Origin of the sequence: Coleofasciculus sp. G3-WIS-01 (assembly GCF_040223135.1) — a bacterium.
In the GTDB taxonomy this organism is placed as follows: domain Bacteria; phylum Cyanobacteriota; class Cyanobacteriia; order Cyanobacteriales; family Coleofasciculaceae; genus Coleofasciculus.
Genome location: NZ_JAVJZI010000227.1, coordinates 1 through 17,375, shown reverse-complemented (window position 1 = coordinate 17,375; position 17,375 = coordinate 1). Strand labels below are relative to the sequence as shown.

The 17,375-nt window shown below is 45.3% G+C and carries 15 protein-coding genes and 2 pseudogenes; 11 read left to right on the top strand and 6 right to left on the bottom strand.

What is annotated here, in order from left to right:
* The 3 genes and pseudogenes from RIM23_RS23265 to iscB all read left to right on the top strand — a co-directional run.
* Positions 1 to 110, top strand: a pseudogene (locus RIM23_RS23265) (IS200/IS605 family transposase); the annotation flags it as partial.
* A 65-nt stretch (positions 111 to 175) separates the two neighbouring features.
* Positions 176 to 1,354, top strand: coding sequence for a VWA domain-containing protein (locus RIM23_RS23260; protein WP_446369752.1), 1,179 nt, complete (start codon positions 176 to 178; stop codon positions 1,352 to 1,354).
* Positions 1,355 to 1,646: 292 nt separating this feature from the next.
* On the top strand, positions 1,647 to 2,930 hold the full coding sequence (iscB, locus tag RIM23_RS23255; RefSeq protein WP_446369750.1) for an RNA-guided endonuclease IscB: 1,284 nt from the start codon (positions 1,647 to 1,649) through the stop codon (positions 2,928 to 2,930).
* Between the two features lie 127 nt (positions 2,931 to 3,057).
* Here iscB and RIM23_RS23250 read toward each other — a convergent pair whose 3' ends face one another.
* From RIM23_RS23250 to RIM23_RS23240, 3 genes are read right to left on the bottom strand one after another with little or no spacing between them, the layout of a single operon-like run.
* Positions 3,058 to 3,675 carry a hypothetical protein gene (locus RIM23_RS23250; protein WP_446369748.1) on the bottom strand — a complete coding sequence of 206 codons (618 nt, stop codon included), beginning with the start codon at positions 3,673 to 3,675 and terminating at the stop codon, positions 3,058 to 3,060.
* A gap of 36 nt (positions 3,676 to 3,711) precedes the next feature.
* Complete coding sequence (locus RIM23_RS23245; protein WP_446337532.1) at positions 3,712 to 4,131, bottom strand: hypothetical protein; 420 nt, start codon at positions 4,129 to 4,131, stop codon at positions 3,712 to 3,714.
* 12 nt (positions 4,132 to 4,143) lie between these two features.
* On the bottom strand, positions 4,144 to 5,463 hold the full coding sequence (locus RIM23_RS23240; protein WP_446369746.1) for a hypothetical protein: 1,320 nt from the start codon (positions 5,461 to 5,463) through the stop codon (positions 4,144 to 4,146).
* 766 nt (positions 5,464 to 6,229) lie between these two features.
* On the opposite strand from RIM23_RS23240, the gene RIM23_RS23235 reads away from it, so the two are divergent.
* The 3 genes from RIM23_RS23235 (at position 6,230) to RIM23_RS23225 (ending at position 7,825) form a co-directional block, all read left to right on the top strand.
* Positions 6,230 to 7,189 (top strand): GAF domain-containing protein, encoded by a 960-nt coding sequence (locus tag RIM23_RS23235; RefSeq protein WP_446369745.1) that lies wholly within the window; start codon positions 6,230 to 6,232, stop codon positions 7,187 to 7,189.
* Between the two features lie 73 nt (positions 7,190 to 7,262).
* Entirely contained in the window at positions 7,263 to 7,394 is a 132-nt protein-coding gene (locus RIM23_RS23230) for a hypothetical protein (protein WP_446369743.1), read from the top strand.
* Between the two features lie 140 nt (positions 7,395 to 7,534).
* On the top strand, positions 7,535 to 7,825 hold the full coding sequence (locus RIM23_RS23225; protein WP_446369741.1) for a hypothetical protein: 291 nt from the start codon (positions 7,535 to 7,537) through the stop codon (positions 7,823 to 7,825).
* Positions 7,826 to 7,963: 138 nt separating this feature from the next.
* On the opposite strand, the gene RIM23_RS23220 is transcribed toward RIM23_RS23225, so the two are convergent.
* Positions 7,964 to 9,595 (bottom strand): histidine kinase dimerization/phosphoacceptor domain -containing protein, encoded by a 1,632-nt coding sequence (locus tag RIM23_RS23220; RefSeq protein WP_446369739.1) that lies wholly within the window; start codon positions 9,593 to 9,595, stop codon positions 7,964 to 7,966.
* A 542-nt stretch (positions 9,596 to 10,137) separates the two neighbouring features.
* On the opposite strand from RIM23_RS23220, the gene mgtE reads away from it, so the two are divergent.
* The 5 genes from mgtE to RIM23_RS23195 all read left to right on the top strand — a co-directional run bounded on the left by mgtE (position 10,138) and on the right by RIM23_RS23195 (position 16,125).
* A complete protein-coding gene (mgtE, locus tag RIM23_RS23215; protein WP_446337538.1) occupies positions 10,138 to 11,535 on the top strand; it encodes a magnesium transporter in 1,398 nt (465 codons plus the stop codon).
* 59 nt (positions 11,536 to 11,594) lie between these two features.
* Complete coding sequence (locus tag RIM23_RS23210) at positions 11,595 to 13,271, top strand: WD40 domain-containing protein (RefSeq protein ID WP_446369737.1); 1,677 nt, start codon at positions 11,595 to 11,597, stop codon at positions 13,269 to 13,271.
* A gap of 42 nt (positions 13,272 to 13,313) precedes the next feature.
* A complete protein-coding gene (locus RIM23_RS23205; RefSeq protein WP_446369735.1) occupies positions 13,314 to 14,576 on the top strand; it encodes an RNA-guided endonuclease InsQ/TnpB family protein in 1,263 nt (420 codons plus the stop codon).
* 174 nt (positions 14,577 to 14,750) lie between these two features.
* Positions 14,751 to 15,341 carry a hypothetical protein gene (locus tag RIM23_RS23200; RefSeq protein WP_446369733.1) on the top strand — a complete coding sequence of 197 codons (591 nt, stop codon included), beginning with the start codon at positions 14,751 to 14,753 and terminating at the stop codon, positions 15,339 to 15,341.
* Positions 15,342 to 15,567: 226 nt separating this feature from the next.
* The gene (locus RIM23_RS23195) at positions 15,568 to 16,125 is read left to right on the top strand and encodes a hypothetical protein (RefSeq protein ID WP_446369731.1); all 558 of its coding nucleotides are present in this window, start codon (positions 15,568 to 15,570) and stop codon (positions 16,123 to 16,125) included.
* A gap of 57 nt (positions 16,126 to 16,182) precedes the next feature.
* Here the strand turns inward: RIM23_RS23195 and RIM23_RS23190 are convergent, their stop codons facing one another.
* Both RIM23_RS23190 and RIM23_RS23185 read right to left on the bottom strand, forming a co-directional pair.
* Positions 16,183 to 17,019, bottom strand: coding sequence for a PhzF family phenazine biosynthesis protein (locus tag RIM23_RS23190; protein WP_446369729.1), 837 nt, complete (start codon positions 17,017 to 17,019; stop codon positions 16,183 to 16,185).
* 85 nt (positions 17,020 to 17,104) lie between these two features.
* Positions 17,105 to 17,375 (bottom strand): annotated as a pseudogene (locus tag RIM23_RS23185) (hypothetical protein); the annotation flags it as partial.

Sequence of the window (17,375 nt, the reverse complement as noted above, 5' to 3'; positions counted from 1 at the left end):
GTGTTTTATGGACAGGCGCTTATTTTGTCGCTAGTTGTGGCGGTGTTACCATTGAACAGCTAAAAGTCTACGTTCAAAGCCAAGATTGTCCGGATTCATCCCATCGCTAAAAGCGAGGGTCTTCTCCGGACGCTAAGATAACTCAATCAGCAGACCCTAATTAACTCGAAAAACAATGACCCAGCCAGAACGGCTACGCCGTTGGCGACTTCTGTTAGGGAGTGGAGACGCCGATGGTATTTGCCAGGGGAATGGTGAGACAGAAGCAGCAGGTTCCTTCAGCCTAACTCAAACTGACCACGCGATCGATAATGCCCTCAGCGCCCTCTACGATTCTGACCGCAGTGGCGGACTCGGTAGTTCTTCCCCCAATGTTGCCCGTTGGTTAGGCGACATTCGCACCTATTTCCCCTCATCAGTTGTGCGGGTGATGCAAAAAGATGCCTTAGAACGCCTTAACCTACAACAAATGCTGCTGGAACCGGAACTGCTAGAAGCCGTTGAGCCGGATGTTCATCTTGTGGCGAATCTGCTATCCCTCAGCAGTATTATGCCAAGCAAAACTCAAGAAACCGCCCGCCGCGTGGTGCGTCAGGTGGTTGAACAATTGCAGAGTAAACTAGCCAACCCCACCCACCAAGCCATAATCGGTAGCCTCAATCGTGCCATTCGCAACCGCCGTCCCCGCCATAATGAAATCGACTGGAACCGCACTATCCGCGCTAACCTCAAACATTACCAACCTAAATACGGCACAATTATTCCCGAAACCCTAATTGGCTACGGACGCAAACGCAGTTCCTTACAAGATATTATCCTCTGCATCGACCAAAGCGGTTCCATGGCAACTTCTGTTGTGTATGCTGGAATCTTTGGGGCGGTGCTAGCCTCTCTCAGGGCAGTACAAACCCGAATTGTCGTATTTGATACTTCGGTCGTAGATTTAACCGACGCAGCACAAGACCCAGTAGATTTACTCTTTGGCACTCAACTCGGAGGCGGAACAGATATTAACCGCGCCCTCACCTACTGCCAAGGACTGGTGCGCCGCCCTCAGGAAACTATTTTAGTGTTAATTAGTGACCTATATGAAGGGGGAAACCGGGAAGAAATGCTCAAGCGCGTGACAGCACTGCTGGGATTAGGAGTTCAGTTGATCACGTTGCTTGCCCTCAATGACGAAGGTGCGCCCATGTATGATCATTGGGTAGCTGAGAAACTCGCTGGATTGGGTATTCCGGCGATGGCTTGCACACCTGACCAGTTTCCGGATTTAATGGCAGCAGCAATTAAGCGTCAAGATATCACTCAATGGGCGGCGGCACGGGGTATGGTGACAATGGGGAGTGATTAGAGCTGAATCTGTAGTAAGCTGCAGGGAAATTGATATTACTGAATCGGTCAACTACCTACGCTAACCCCTTGGGGTATAGCGTAGGCTTGCAAGAAATTGTAAGCCGTGTTGACCAGCTTTAGTTCCTATTAGGAACTCCGTTATTTGAGTCATGACACCCTAGGATGCGTGCCAGTTTTAGGCTCTGTCGTCTGAAGTTAAACAGGCTATAGGAAAAACCAGTGCTTCAGACTTAAAAAGCTCTTATAACATTAGCGAGGCAAACTTAACCAGTAATGAGAGTCTCAAAGTAATGCGAGTTTTCGTTTTAGACAAAAACCTAAAACCTCTTGAGCCCTGCCATCCAGCACGGGCAAGAGAATTATTGAACAAAGGGAGGGCTAAAGTATTCAGACGCTATCCGTTCACTATCGTTTTACAAGATAGAACTGTTGAGAATTCTACAGTCCATCCTCATAGAATCAAGATCGATCCCGGTAGCAAAACAACCGGGATTGCTGTTGTCCAGGAAGAGACAGGACGTGTTACAAACGCTCTTGAAGTCTCGCACCGAGGACAGCAGATTAAGGACTCCCTTGGGTCTCGTAGATCGTTGCGGAGAGGTCGCCGTAATCGTAAAACCCGTTACCGTAAGCCCCGTTTTTTAAATAGGACTCGTCGGCAAGGCTGGTTACCACCATCTCTGGAGAGTCGAATTTCCAACATTGAGACTTGGGTAAGACGAATCAATAAGCTATGTCCAATTACAGCAATCTCTCAAGAACTTGTAAGGTTCGATTTGCAACAAATTCAGAACCCTGAAATTAGCGGAGTCCAGTACCAGAGAGGTGAACTGTTTGGTTTTGAGGTTAAAGAGTATCTTCTTGCCAAATGGGGTAGAAAATGCGCTTATTGTGGTGTTGAAAATGTCCCCTTCGAGATAGATCATATCCTAGCTAAAAGCAAGGGCGGCTCTAACCGAGTCAGTAATCTTTGCCTTAGCTGTCATTCTTGTAACCAAACTAAAGGGAATAAGCCCATTGAGGAATTCCTTAAGAAAAAGCCAGAAGTTCTCAAGCGAATCCTGGTTCAAGCAAAAACACCCCTCAAGGATGCTGCGGCGGTTAACGCTACCCGATGGGAGTTATATCGGAGGCTTCAATCGACTGGTTTACCTGTAGAGGTTGGTTCTGGGGGGCGAACAAAGTTTAACCGTAAGACCAGAGGAATTGAAAAAACTCATTGGGCTGACGCAGCTTGTGTCGGCGCTTCAACTCCTGAAAAGCTTCTGATGAACGGAATCAAACCACTAAACATCAAAGCTAAGGGGCATGGAAGAAGGCAGCGTTGCGGTACAAACAAATTTGGCTTTCCCATTCGCCATGCGCCAGCTCAGAAGTTCTTCTTATGTTTCCAGACTGGGGACTTGGTAAAAGCTAATGTCTTAACCGGAAAGTACGCAGGTATTTATGTCGGTCGAATTGCTATTCGATTCAAGCCGAGCTTCAAGTTAACTACAGGAGGGAAAAGTTTTGACGTGCATCCAAAATATTTAAAGACCATTCACAGGGCTGATGGCTACGAATATGCATCTTAAAAACAAGGATTCGCTGTCGCTCAATTTATTATTTGGCGGCAATTCCCCAGACGCTAAACCATTGGGGGTACTCGCCTTGCGGCTCGATACGTCCCCCTCGGTTATAGCGTCCGCCCCCTTGCCGCATTTAAGATGGACAGTTCAGATCAATTAAAAATCCCCCTGCTTCAATCACAAAATCATCGAAATCATCATCACTCCCGACTTCCACCTGTCCTCCATCTTCCCAAGACACGCGAGTCCCTGTAATATTGCCACTTCTCCCCCCGGCTAAACTACCATTAAACCGAGCAAAGTTTTGGGTGGAAAGAATACTGCGTCGGGTTTGACCGGTAGGGCTCACCGATTCGAGGAAGAAAACATAGCGGTTATTGGCTTTAAACTGAAACTCGCTGAATCGATTGGGTACAGTTCCCCCCTCAACTGTTCCGACAAAATCTGATCGAGTCCCCAGATCATTTTGACCGCGAGAGGTTTCCACAGACTGGTTTGTGCCAAAAGCATCATAGGGTTTGGCTTCCTGAAACAGAATCCTTTCTTCTCCGGTTGTTTCATTCCGCACACCCAAGGCGGCTTGGTAAGATCCGTGAGATTGCAGGAACTCAAATTCCACAATTGTATCCTCTGGGAATTGGATCGCCCGATTATCAAAGATATCCTGGGCTTGTACAGGTGTTGCCAATGTACCCAATAATCCACTCGCGATCGCGCCAATTAACCAATGTTTGCTGTAGAGTTGTCTCATTGCTAATTCCCTTTATTTTCAAAAAAACTCAAAACTTTACCATCCCAACAGCGCCGGATTTGATTGAGATCGGGTAGCATCTTGTAAGGTGACCCGTAAGGCTTCGGCTTCAGTTCTGAGTTGTTCTAACTGCTGACAAGCAACAGGTACTGGTAACATTTGTGTATCCGGCTCTCGGGCATAACGACGCACATCTGCGGCATTTTGCTCAAGTTGCGCGATCGCGGCGTTGCAGGTTTGAAAAGCGTCGGCTGATTCTTGGTTCAACTGTTGCACTCTCTCTAGTAACGCCGGATCTAAGCCGCCATCTGTTTCAAATAGGGGTGCAGTATTATTCCAAATATTCGTCCCCGTAATATCAGAATAACTGCGGTCAGCCCTGGCGGGCATCGCGGTTAAAATACTAGCAACCATCGCTGAAATGGGGACAACCAAAACAAATTGAATTTTACCCATCGGTTAACTCCTCTAAAAATGCAGTGCTGTTCCAGCACCAATAACAAATCGGGCTTCATCACCCGCACCCGCAACATCGCGCACGGCGGGGGTAATCACAAAGGGAATATTTCTAAAGGGGGCGATGGACAGCCCTAAGCCTAAATCTTGCCCCGTCCATTCAGCAATAAAACTGATGGGACGCGCCACTCGCAAGGCAATATTACCGAAAACGTTAATATTGTTAACCCCATCATCTACTGCACCATTAGAACGAAACTGTCCATCACCCACACCCACAGTAACAGCAATGCGACTGAATGCTTGGTCAAGGGATTCTTGGGTGCGGAAAATTTTAGTAATTACTCCATATTTTGACTGTTCAAAATCGTTGTTCGTGATATTCAAAAAGCCATTCCAACCCAAAGCAGCGGATAAATCTTGTGCAAACCGACGATGAAGTTTGGCATTAAAGCCACCATCTCCGAAGTTGTCGTCTGTGGTTTCTAAAGCATAGGAAAGTTCAACGCCCACGGCTTTATCCGCATTACCCACGCCAATCCCGACACCGCCTGTACCAACAGAACCGTCATCATCGCGCACTGTGGCTTGGTAGCTACCATTGAGAAATAGAGTATTGCGATCGGCACCATATCCCACGGGAATATAAATGCTTAACCCTGGCGACGCGCCAAACTCTTCAAAAGGTTCGGGTATCACTAATGGTGCAACAGGTTGGGGACGAGGACAACGGCGAGGAGTTCCAGCTTGAGCGAGTTGATCAGAGGTAGTTTCTCCAGCTAAGTCAGTATTTTCAGTCGATTGTTCCAGACAGCTTACCCTTGTATTGGTAGCAGCATCTGCAACCAATCTATCCAGGTTCAGTGTTTGTTCCTGAATCGTCTCAGGATTGAGCGTCTTTGCATTTGAAAATTCTGTTCGATTCGTTGGAGTTAATGTTGGTGTTTCATCTTCACGTTTAATTTGCCCTGTTTCTGGAAGAACAGGAGGAGAGTCCAGATCAGTTTTAGGTAAGGAGTTCGTGGTGGTTTTTTGGGAAAACAGTTGTTCTTCTAATTGTTCAATAGTAACAAGGGATTGACTGACTTGAGGAGTAATGTCAGACAGGTTGCCATTAGTATTAAATGGTTCTAAAGGAAAATTAACAGCATCTGAAGTCTCACCTGCTTGTGCAGTTAAGCCTCCAGCTAAAATTACGGTCACGGTAAAAACTGCTAAACTGGGAGGGCGCATAATTTTCGTCTCACCCGAACTGAGTCGGAATAGATAAGGGTTTATAAGTAGGCGTAGATGTTCCCCCAGAAAAGTCTTGCATTCTCTCCTGTAATTCATACTAGATTCCTGAACAAGATCCGGAATCAACAGGTTGTGAAGTCAAAAATAAACAGCCTTTATTACCCCATGCAAGAGGAGGCGATTGAAATCGCTGCTACAAAAACTTTCGTCCGCAAGGTAAGGACTAGGTTATCACGGGGGTAGCTAACCCGGATTTAGTATAAAACGGACAAAAATGGAGAATTTGCTAGGCAATTTATGGTTTTTACTCGCCTTTTTGACTAATTAACGTAATGTATTTTTTATAGTTCAAGAAAACTCTGTTTTTTAGTCAAATTCCCAGATCAGCAGGTTGGTGGCAATCCATGCCCCTATGTTACATTATGTAAATTTTCCTCAATCCTTACTCCTCACAGATGACCAATAGCGTAAAGATTTCACACCAATCGTAGTAAAAGTAACAGATAGCATTCTAATCTAGGATTAGAGCAACCGTTCAGATGGATACTAGTCAGCTTCTCTGGTTACATCAAAGATGATAACGGAAGCTTGCTTGCACAGAAATGTTCAACAAACCTGTCTCAGTCTTAATCGGGATGGAACGCCAGCGATACCCACCAAAGCATCACGGGCAAGACGTTGGGTTAGAGACAGTTAACCCTTCCTGATTAAAGAATGAAATATTTTTTCTCACCAAAAAGCGACTCAAGCAAGGTGTAACCAACAAACACAGTCGCTTGCTTCGTTACGTCACCTAGTTGTAAACCTATATGGAGGCGTGGCATTATTTTCCGATTATAATCTTTGATTAAACGGGAGAGGAATGCCACGAAGAAAGATGATTCGGTCATTTAGTGTGCATCCCCAGTCTATTCCCACAGTCAAACAAGCTTGGCGCAATAAGAGTCATGGACGCGATCGCGAACTCGCAGAAGCACTAGGACTATCCTTAGATACCTTAAATCACTTTCTCAAAGGACAACCCGTTAAAGGACTAAATTTTGTCGAACTTTGTCAGGTCTTAGAATTAGACTGGCAGAACGTGGCTGGCTTAGATAGCCAGCCGGATCTGGTTTTTGACTCACCGCTTGAAGTGGGGAAGTTCCTAGCTTACTCCTACAGCAATGGGATTAGTGCGGTTGACCAAGCCTTACAAACACTGGTGAGAACACTCTGTCAACTCTTAGGTCGTCTCACCCGCAAAGTAGGGAATTTGCTTCGTGCTGATCGCACCAGTATTTTCTTATTGGATCGAGAACGACAAGAATTAGGTTCACTGATTGCCGAAGATGGAGACGGTGGTAGTCTCTTAATTGATATTCCTGCTGACAAAGGAATTGCCAGTCTCGCCGCATTTTCCTTAAAAGTGATTAACATTCCCTTTGATGTCTATGATGACCCGCGCTCCGAGATGGCGCAGAAAACGGATCGCCGCACTGGATACCGCACCTATACAATTCTGGCTTGGCCCCTATTAAACGAGCAAAAAGATCTGGTAGCGGTGGTGCAATTACTTAATAAGTTAAAGCCAAACTACCAGCCGGAAGATGATCTACTCAAGAAGATTGATCATCGTGGCTTCACCTCAGATGATGAAGTCCTGTTTGCCAAGTTTGCCCCTTCGATTCTCCAGATCATAGAACGATGTCAATTTTGTTACCAACTTGCCCAAAAACTCCGGGAAACGACTGATATTAAACCCGGTAGTTTACAAGAAGTTGAATTGGTCGAGCAACTTCAGCGACAAGAACGACAGTTACAGAAACATCTCCAACGGATCTAGAGAAAACAAGGGCAGCAGGGGTTGTAGAGACGTGCCATGGCACGTCTGGGAGCAGGGGTTGTAGAGACGTGCCATGACACGTCTGGGAGCAGGGGTTGTAGAGACGTGCCATGACACGTCTGGGAGCAATGTAGAGACGCGCCATGGCGCGTCTGGGAGCGATGGAATCAACATCCTCAATTTTGACAGCAAGCCGGATCTGTGAACGAAGAATCCCCGCACTTTTAGGGCGGAGAGTGTCAATTAATATTTATTAACAAAGAAGATAAACCGATCAATATTCCTGAAAGCTGGATGAGTTTGAGTAGCTATTAGTGTAACTCTAATGTCTTTAACTCTCCAGCCATGAAATTTTATCCTCTGACCCCGGTAACGAAAAAAATTCAGTTCAGTGCGGGATTATTATTGCTGGTTCTTTTCTCTTCTGGATGCAATAATCAACTCGATGCATTAACTACCCAAACTTGCGCTGAGGCAGAAGCGGCTGTTGCTGAAGCCCAGCAGCAATTTGAGCAAGTTAAGGATAAATTACTTAACTCAAGTCAGTCAGATAATCAGACGATTGATACCTCTATATTGCAAAACCTGCAAGAAGCCGAAGAGTACGCTTTTGAACTTTGCGAACAAGGAGGATAGTTAAACTAGAAATATTCAGGTAATCTTTTCAGCGAGAAACACGAACTAATCCAGCATCGAAAAAACAACATAACTTTTTCTCAAGCTCGGAAAATAAAAGTTTATTGATAAGATGGACAAAAATTAATTATTAGGGCATTAAAAATTAATTTCAAAGACTGTGTGAGGGGCTTCCTTTATTTCAAGTCTACCATTAAGTTGTGCGACTAAAGCGTGAACCAATTGTAATCCTAATGTTTTCGGTGAATTAAAGTGAATCCAGTCAGTTTTTGTTTGCTTGGTATTGCCCACTATTAATTTAATTGTGTGATTTTCTGTTTTATGGGAATGAATTTCAATCCAAATGTGTCCTTGGTGTCCGTTGTTTCTCAAAGCATGTTTTAAGGCGTTAGAAATCAGTTCATTGAGAATCAATCCACAGTGAATTGCGGTAGATAAATCGAACTTTATCTGTTGATCAACATTGAGTTTCACAATAATAGATTCGGGATGAATAGTATAGGTTTGAATCAAATGATAGGTGAGATTTTCGATATAATTGAGAAAATTAATCCGCTCCAAGTGATCGACTTGATAGAGTTCCTCATGGATAAGAGCCATGGATTTGATTCGGTTCTGATTTGCCTGGAAGAGTGCGAGAATCTCAGGATCATCAATTTGCTGGGATTGTAGATCAAGCAAGCTAGAGACAAGTTGCAGGTTATTTTTTACGCGATGGTGAATTTCTTGGAACAGCACTTCCTTTTGCTGTAAAGAAATCTTAAGCTGATCCTCGATATGTTTGCGCTCGCTAATATCCATTGCCGCGCAGGTAATTCCCTCGATGTCTCCGATTGAGCTGCGTAAGGGTTCGACGGTTAAATCGTAGTATCGCTGTTTACCCTGAATGGTGAGGGATACTTGATCTCGCATTCCTACCCCACTGCTGAGTACACGTTGCTTAATGGACATTAACCGTTGCGCTTCCTGGGGGGCTAGGAGTTCGCTGTCGGTTTTCCCCAAGATAGTATCCACTTCGCCATCAGAAACCGAATTGTAGACCCAAGTGTAGCGTAACTGATGATCTTGATTAAACACCACCAAGGGTGCATGTTTGAGCGCCGTGCGGAAGCGAGTTTCACTTTGCCGTAGTGCTTCTTCTACCTGTTGACGTTCCCTCAATTCAGATTGTAACTTAGCATACAATTGGGCTTGATGAATCGCGATCGCACAATGATCAGCAATAGCTTGGACAAACTCAATATCCTCTGTGTTCCATTCCCGTGAATCATCGCACTGGTGTAAACTAATTCCACCAATATAGGAATTTTGGTGAAGCAATGGCACAATCAAAATAGCGCGAATTTCACAATCCTGCGCCGCCTTGATTAACACCTCTGGCAAATTGGGAGTAATTTGCGAGAAAACCACAGGCTGACCCTGACTTAACTCCTGGTGGTGATACCGATAAAAATCACAGTAGACACCCAAAACACTCTCCCGTTGTGCTGTCGCTTCAGAAACGTGATGCGCCCTCATTTGCGACTCATCATCCGGTCGAAAAATCAAACAGCGACTGACATTGAGGGTTTCATGGAGTTGATCGACTGTGGTTTGGAGAATATTTTCCAACACCAACGTACCCCGCATCGCTTGAACAATTTGGTTGAGTAATGTCTGTCGGGAGACTTGACGTCGCAGTTCAACAAGTTCGTTTTCTAATGCGGTAATATGGGTCGAGTTAGGAGAGTCTACCTCTAGGTGAGAGTTGGATGGCTGATCAACGGACATGATTTTCCTCGGGGAAAGGACATAACAGAAAAAATTTGATTTTAGTTCATTAAGGCAGGTTTTGAATAGGTATCAGGAGTTAAATTTTCTCGCCTCTCTCTAAAGGTATATTGGTTCTACCCAAGATGGTATGATGAATAAATACTTCTTAAAGACAACTCTTGATCAACTTGGGGGGCAGGAAACTTACGCCGCAAATGTCGAGTTCCAATCAACCCCTAAAAAAGCTGTACTACTTCATCATAAACAGTGAGTTTATTTAAACACCAATATTGCATTCCATCGCGATCCCGTTGAATTTTAGAGGACAGTTTACCATTCATCCCTCATCCTTGAGTAAACAGCTAGATACCACTTGAAGCTAAACTGAAGACTTAAGAATCCATGATCGACATCTTTGTCGGACATCGGCGGCGATGGCTAGCTGAGTGATTCTTGATTTCCTTTGCCCGGTTCAGTGAGGAACAATCTATTTCTAGAACTCTAACCATTCAACTCTGGCAATCCGGATCTAGCACAGTATAGAAATATCCAGGCTAATTATGTCTGACTTGAGTGAAAACAAAATTCCCCTCCAGAGGGGATCGCGCAGTGAATTGCGGGAGTTAGTTCGGACTCAACTGCAAATGCTGTTGGAACAAGAAAATTTTCAGGGCGCTAAACAGGTATTAGTTCCCGTACAACCGGTGGACATCGCCGACGCAATCGAAGGATTGCCCGACGCCCTACAGGTTATCGCATTCCGCTTACTCTCTAAAGCTGAGGCGATTGAAGTTTACGAGTACCTTGACTCTAGTGTCCAACAGTCGCTGATTGAGGAATTTAAACGCCAAGATGTACTTGACATCGTGGACAAAATGTCCCCAGATGATCGAGTCCGATTGTTTGATGAATTACCCGCAAAAGTTGTCCGCCGTTTGCTTGCTCAACTGAGTCCCCAGGAACGCCAAGCCACCGCCCAACTCCTCGGTTATGGAGTCGATACAGCGGGGCGAATTATGACCCCGGAGTATATTTCCCTCAAAGAAAGCTTAACTCTGGGCGAAACCCTAGAACGGATTCGCAGTTTAGCCAGTACCACAGAGACGATTTATTATGTTTATGTCACCGATGCAGGGCGACACCTAAGTGGAATTGTCTCATTGCGGGATTTAGTCGTGTCTCCACCGGAAAAAACCCTGGGTGAAGTGATGACTCGCGATGTGGTTTGTGTGCACACGGATACGGATCAAGAAGAAGTGGCGCGGTTAATCCAACGCTACGACTTTCTAGCGGTACCGGTGGTTGATCGAGAACATCGTTTGGTGGGGATTGTCACTGTTGATGATGTGATCGATATTTTAGAACGAGAAACCACGGAAGATATTTATGCTTTAGGCGGTGGGGTACAATCCGGGCGTGATAATTACTTTCAAACCAATTTAATTACCGTTGCTCGTAAACGAGTGGTTTGGTTATTTGTGTTGTTACTGACAAACAGTGTGACTGCCACTATTATTAACTCTCAATCCGAAATTTTACAGAAAGTTGTGGCGCTTGCCGCATTTATTCCTCTGCTGACGGGTACAGGGGGGAATGTGGGCGCTCAATCTTCAACGGTGGTGATTCGTGGTTTAAACACTGACGAAATTCGCGATATGGGTTCATTGCAGGTGATCGGGCGCGAGGCAATGGCAGGAGCTATACTGGGTACAATTTTAGGAGTAGTGGCGACGGTTTGGGCATATTTACTCAGAGATGATATCAATGTTGCCTTTGCGGTGGGAACCAGTTTAGTTGCAATCGCGATTCTTGCATCGGTGGCGGGTTCGGCGTTACCCTTTTTGTTCCGTTCCCTGGGATTAGATCCCGCTTTGATGTCAGCACCGTTTATTACGACGGCGGTTGATGTGTTAGGTGTGTTGATTTATTTCAGTATCGCCAAGATGGTTCTTCTTTAGTCATTTGTCGATTTTTTTCATAATTCATCTTCGTGACATCCTCATGACATGAACAGGGAATGCTAACTCACCGTCTTAAAATTGCCGAGTGTATCTTTGTTGCTGTCTCAATCATTGGCTGGGTTGTAGCGGCGGCGTCTGGTAAAATTGTCTATGGAGCGGTTCCGTTGTCGATTACACTGTTGCTCAATCTGATCAATCGCCTACGGTTTGAGCAACACAGCCGACATCGGCTCACGGGAGCCATCGCTCAACTGCATAGACAAGTGTCCCAAGAGAGTCAATCTTTGTACCAACAGCAGCTTAATCAGGCGCTAGCATCTCTACAAGCGAAACTCCCCGACTATCTGGCTCAAATTGAGAACCCCGCTTCGGAATTAGGGGCGATCAAAATTGCACAACTTCAAGCTCGAATTGTTAGTGTAGAACAATCGCTGCGGAATGTTGTGGATTATCTCAATAGTGCTTCATTGCCACACCACATCGAGCAATTAGAAGCCGCGATCGCACAACTAACTGCCGATATTGATAAGATACAATACCAAATCCCGATTACCACCGATCCAGAACGCTCAAACCATTGGTACACAGAGGCGGGGGGTGAGCCGTCTTTATTTCCTGTCGCTTCCGAGTCGGTTTCCTCTATAAGTGATCACACAGCAGGGGCTGTAGGGGCGGGTTTTACAGATAACTTGGGCGAGGAAACTGATAATTTGACGAAACCCGCCCTTTTTGGCGAGCCTGATCCGAATTCCATTGCCCCTGAACCGATCATACCCGATTGGAAGTTTAGATTAACCCTAAAAGGACATCAGGATTGGATTAGTGCTTTGGCAATGAGTTCTGATGGGCAAATCCTTGCTAGTGGTAGTTTAGACAAAACTGTGAAGCTGTGGCACCTAGAGACGGGTGATCTGATTCACACATTTAGTGATCATCAGCAGGGAGTTCTTTGTCTTACCTTAAGTCCCGATAGCAAATGGCTGGCGAGTGGTGGATTTGATCAGATGATTAAGGTATGGAATCTAGAGACTGGAGAATTATCTCATACCTTGAGGGGTCATAATGGTTCTGTGCGATCGCTCGTGATTACGCCGGATAGCCAAACCCTGATCAGTGCTAGTTTTGATCAAACCATTAAGCTGTGGCAATTAGAGCGGGGAGAATTTTTGCAGGATTTAGTCCAAGAAGCTGGACGATTAGCCGCGATTGCATTAACTCCAGATGGCAAAACCCTTGTCAGTGGTGGCGCAGATGGCATTATTGATCTGTGGCATTTTAATCCTTTTGATCTAAAACTGAGTCTTACAGACAATCTGAGTTCGATTCACTCCCTTGCCTTAAGTCCCGATGGGCGTCGGTTAGCCGCCGCCTGTACTGATGGTACTCTGAAGGTATGGCAACTCGATAGTGCTGAACTGGTAGAGATGTGGCAATGTCCCTGTGCACCCGCGATGTCTATTGTTTTTAGCGATAATGGGCAAAGTGCGATCGCCGCTCATGCAGACGGTACGATTAAGATCTGGTGGCTAGGAATAGATGAGCCGTTGCTTGTCTTAGACAATAACACTGTTGGTTCTGTGGTATCCGTTGCTCTAAGTCCAGATGGTCAGTGGTTAGCTGGAGGCAATCGGGATGGTACAGTTAACATGATTGGCGTAAATCCCCTTCTTCCGCGAAGCAAGAAGGGGTGTAGGTTCCGGAAATCGGAGGTACGGAGATTTCCAATAGACTAATTTCAGCCTGTCAAATAGCTAGAATTATGCGATAATAAAAGTATGAAAACGCGAAGAATAACCTACAGAATCTATCCAAACAAAACCCAAAGTGATAAGTTACATTGGGCTAGAAAAATGCACGGCGAACTCTACAATGCGGCTGTGGCAAACCGGAGGACGCAATATAAACAGTTTGGTCATTCTGTAGATTATTTTGAGCAACAGAATTGCCTGCCTGAGTTCAAAAAGGTATGGATTGAATATGCTGAATTAGGTTCTCAAACTCTGCAAGCTACATTAAAGCGTGTTGATTTGGCGTTTCAAAGGTTCTTCAAAGGCTTAGGTAAATACCCAAAGTTCAAAGCTAAACGTAGATATGCTGGTTGGACTTATCCCGGTAAAGCTAGCTGGAAAGTGCATTCTAATGGACAGAACGGACATCTAGAATTGCGAGATTTAGGCGTAAAGCTACAAATCAGGGGAAAGGCTAGAACTTGGGGAACGCCTACAACATGTACTATATGCTTGAGAAACGGCAAATGGTACGCATCTATTACAGTTCAGTGCGAACCAAATAGAGCAACAAATACAGGCTCTATTGGCATTGACCTAGGCTGTAAAGAGGCAATAACGCTATCAACTGGTGAAAAGATTGCTAAACCCTCCTTTATTAAGGAAGGACAGGCAAAGGTAAAAGCTGCATCAAAGCGTTTAAGACGCAAGAGAGCGCCTAACAGAAACAAGAAAATAAAAGGTTCAAGCAGATGGAAGAAAGAACGTAGACGAGTCTCAAAACTCCAAAGCAAGGTAGCGCGTCAGAGAGAAGACTGGCTGCACAAAACAACTAGCGATATAGTTGGCGGTAATAGCCTAATCGCAGGAGAGCAGTTAAACGTCAAAGGAATGACTAGCAAAGCCAAAAAGGGTAAGCGTAAAAAGCAAAAAGCAGGCTTAAACCGCTCTATCCTAGATGTTGGTTTTGCTACTATCGGTCAGCTTTTAGACTACAAAGCGGCTGAATCTGGCGGATTCTATGTTGAGTCGCCAACTCAAAAGCTCAAACCAACTCAAAGATGCACAAAGTGTTGGGAACTAACGCCTAAAACTTTAGCTGATCGAGTACATATTTGCGCTAATCCTGACTGTAATCATGTTGAGGATAGAGACGTGAATGCTGCTCAAGTAAACGAAACTTGGGCAAGGGGTTTGGAACGAACCTCTTTAGACGTAGAGTCGCCTAGCGCTACCGCGTGCGGAAGTATGCGGCAACTAGGGACTTTGAAACGCCAGAAACAGCGACTTCAACGAAGTAAGTCGCTGTAGTTCATACTTTGGCAGCAATTTTCAGGTTTGTAGAGACGTGCCATGGCGCGTCTTCAGGTTTGTGTAGGAGCTCTTTTCTCTACTATCGTTTCCTAGCTCACAAAAGATGTAACTCGTGCCCGCCCCGACTATTACTGTATTTATCCCTGTTCCCTGTTCCCTGACGAATGACAAATGACGAATGACAAACATAATTGGCTTTTTATCGCTGAATCTGTTGCTGTTGCTGTCTCATTTGTGGGAGTCGCCATAGCGGTTCTATCTGGACAGATGATTTATGGATTAGCGCCTTTAGCCATCTCCTTGTTACTCAATCTAATTAATCGCCGTCGTGTTGTCCGATTTCTTCGGCATAAGATCAGCGATCGCACTCAAATTGACAACTTAAGTCGAGATATCCAAACTTTGAGTACAGAACTTGCTCAACTTAAGCAAAATCATTCTAATTTGGCTAATCTGGTATCTAGGGAGGAACTTTCTGCTGTTGTCTCTACCGTTGAGGCAATTAATGAGCAGCAAAAGGGATTACGACGTTCTCTGGTTCCCCTGCAATCGAAACTTGCTGAATTGAATCAAAAATTTACCCAGCGTCCAGAATTAGAACAGATTGAGACTTTAGCCGGGATTATTGTAGCACTTAAACAAACCATTGATCAGCTTCCCCAGCCTGAGCGCACCTCCGTTGCTGTCAACCCAGAACGAGTTGAACAATTAGAACGTGCGATCGCGCAAATCCAACAGGAACTCAAGCAACTTCAACAGTAAGCGCGTTATGAGACTTAGGCAAGGATTGGAACCCAACCTGGAACATCCGCGTCCATAGCTAACATATTGAGTTATTAATCTCCAAGAGGAACACGCCTCTGTTCACTTTGCCAATCAGTACAACCTCGTGCCAAAGTCAAAAACCCAATTGCCAGAGATTCCCAAACAATGAAATCGGTTAGTTATGGATAAAAGACACCTTTCCCTCTCTACTCCCCCTACTAATATGTCACTTCTGTCCATCCTCTCTCATTCTCCGGGGAGTGTCTTGAGCTTCTTGCGCTGGGGAACAGCATTTGTCACAGCAGCATTTGTCAGTGGACTAGTAATGACTCCTGAGGTTGAGGCTCAATCCGCCACACCGCAACCAATATTTGAGAACGTAAAACTGGGGCGAAGATTTTCACCTGATCCGTTGGTCATTCGCGGTATCAGTGGCGGTTCCGTTTCAACCCAAGCTGTTTCGGGTCGTACCGAAACACCAACCGGTTCTTGTATTGGGTATATTGATGAACCGCCTGATCATATCCTAGAGCTAACTTCTTTTTTCAACTATCTCAGCTTGCAAGTAGAAAGCCCTGAGGATACAACTCTATTGGTTAAAGGACCCGGCGGAAGTTGGTGTAATGATGACGCTGAAGGCAAAAATCCTGGAATTTCAGGTCAGTGGTTAGCAGGACAATATAAAGTTTGGGTTGGTTCTTTTCAAAAAGATAAGTATCATCCCTACGTGATTCGGATTAGCGAAGTTCAACTTCTCAATCCCGGACCCTCTCGACGCTGAAGCTAGGGTGTGGGGTGTGGGGTGTGGGGTATGGGGGAAACAAGGGAGATGGAGATGTTAATTCAAACCCAGACTCCGCACTTCATTCAATTTGTCTGTTAAAATCAAGTTCCCACGCATGACAGTAACCGCAAGTCCTGCAAGAATGACGCGATCGCTCCCAGTATACTGTACCTTGACTACGCCTCCTCGACGGGATGCTTGATACGCTAAAAACTCATCTTGACCGATGCGGAAGCGCCAGAAAGGTGCTAGACAGCAATGGGCTGCACCGGTTACCGGATCTTCATCAATTCCTAATCCCGGTGCAAAGAAACGAGAAACAAAATCATACTCTGAACCCGCATCCGTCTGACTGGTAACAATAACATCGGAGATAGGTAAAGTTTTAAGTAAACCAAAATTCGGCTGCACTTGTCGCACCATCTCTTCCGATTCCACTTCCACCAAATAGCCCAAAGAATTCTGCAAAACTGCTTTAATCGGTACGCCTAAGGCTTGAGTAAGTTCTGGGGGGGCGGTTGTGGGTTGGGAATGATTCACCGGGAAATCTAACTCAATCCATTCACCCTGACGCTGGGCGATGAGTATCCCACTTTTGGTATAGAAACGGGCGGCGGTATCGGGGGAAAGATGACCTTCTGACCATAATACATGGGCGCTGGCTAAGGTGGCGTGACCGCAAAGGGGGACTTCGACTGTCGGGGTAAACCAACGCAGATTAAAGCCATCGTCTTGCGGAACTAAAAAGGCGGTTTCAGACAGATTCATTTCCTGTGCCACATTCTGCATCCAGCTATCCGGTTGGGGAGTTGACAAAACACAGACAGCGGCTGGGTTTCCAGTGAATGGGGTACAGGTGAAGGCATCGACTTGAATGATTGAGTGTTTCATTGCTTCAGTGGTCAGTGATTACCCGATCCCCAATTTATCAAAGAATTCGCGGATCTTACTGGCATAGATTTTAGACTCAAATGATTTACAGTTTCTCAATCTCTTCTCTAGTCAGTCCTGTTGCTGCTGTGATGGTATCAAGATTAGTCCCTTGTTGTTTTAATATTCTGGCTATGTTAACCTTTTCCTGCTGTTTGCCTTGCTCCATACCCTCTTTGATACCTTTCTCCATGCCCTCTTCTAAACCCTCCAATCTTCCCTCTGAGCGCGAACTTTCTATTAGACTGATTTCATAGCGCCGATTTTCCATAAATCTCAGGTAGTTGGCTCTTTCTGCTTCACTCAAACTATCGATG

Bases quoted from the DNA above. Each gene is read 5' to 3' on its own strand.
- RIM23_RS23235 (WP_446369745.1), top strand. From the start codon at position 6,230: ATGCCACGAAGAAAGATGATTCGGTCATTTAGTGTGCATCCCCAGTCT.
- RIM23_RS23245 (WP_446337532.1), bottom strand. From the start codon at position 4,131: ATGGGTAAAATTCAATTTGTTTTGGTTGTCCCCATTTCAGCGATGGTT.
- RIM23_RS23220 (WP_446369739.1), bottom strand. From the start codon at position 9,595: ATGTCCGTTGATCAGCCATCCAACTCTCACCTAGAGGTAGACTCTCCT.
- RIM23_RS23195 (WP_446369731.1), top strand. From the start codon at position 15,568: ATGTCACTTCTGTCCATCCTCTCTCATTCTCCGGGGAGTGTCTTGAGC.
- RIM23_RS23250 (WP_446369748.1), bottom strand. From the start codon at position 3,675: ATGAGACAACTCTACAGCAAACATTGGTTAATTGGCGCGATCGCGAGT.
- RIM23_RS23200 (WP_446369733.1), top strand. From the start codon at position 14,751: ATGACGAATGACAAACATAATTGGCTTTTTATCGCTGAATCTGTTGCT.
- iscB (WP_446369750.1), top strand. From the start codon at position 1,647: ATGCGAGTTTTCGTTTTAGACAAAAACCTAAAACCTCTTGAGCCCTGC.
- RIM23_RS23230 (WP_446369743.1), top strand. From the start codon at position 7,263: ATGACACGTCTGGGAGCAGGGGTTGTAGAGACGTGCCATGACACGTCT.
- RIM23_RS23210 (WP_446369737.1), top strand. From the start codon at position 11,595: ATGCTAACTCACCGTCTTAAAATTGCCGAGTGTATCTTTGTTGCTGTC.
- RIM23_RS23225 (WP_446369741.1), top strand. From the start codon at position 7,535: ATGAAATTTTATCCTCTGACCCCGGTAACGAAAAAAATTCAGTTCAGT.
- RIM23_RS23190 (WP_446369729.1), bottom strand. From the start codon at position 17,019: ATGAAACACTCAATCATTCAAGTCGATGCCTTCACCTGTACCCCATTC.
- mgtE (WP_446337538.1), top strand. From the start codon at position 10,138: ATGTCTGACTTGAGTGAAAACAAAATTCCCCTCCAGAGGGGATCGCGC.
- RIM23_RS23240 (WP_446369746.1), bottom strand. From the start codon at position 5,463: ATGAATTACAGGAGAGAATGCAAGACTTTTCTGGGGGAACATCTACGC.
- RIM23_RS23260 (WP_446369752.1), top strand. From the start codon at position 176: ATGACCCAGCCAGAACGGCTACGCCGTTGGCGACTTCTGTTAGGGAGT.
- RIM23_RS23205 (WP_446369735.1), top strand. From the start codon at position 13,314: ATGAAAACGCGAAGAATAACCTACAGAATCTATCCAAACAAAACCCAA.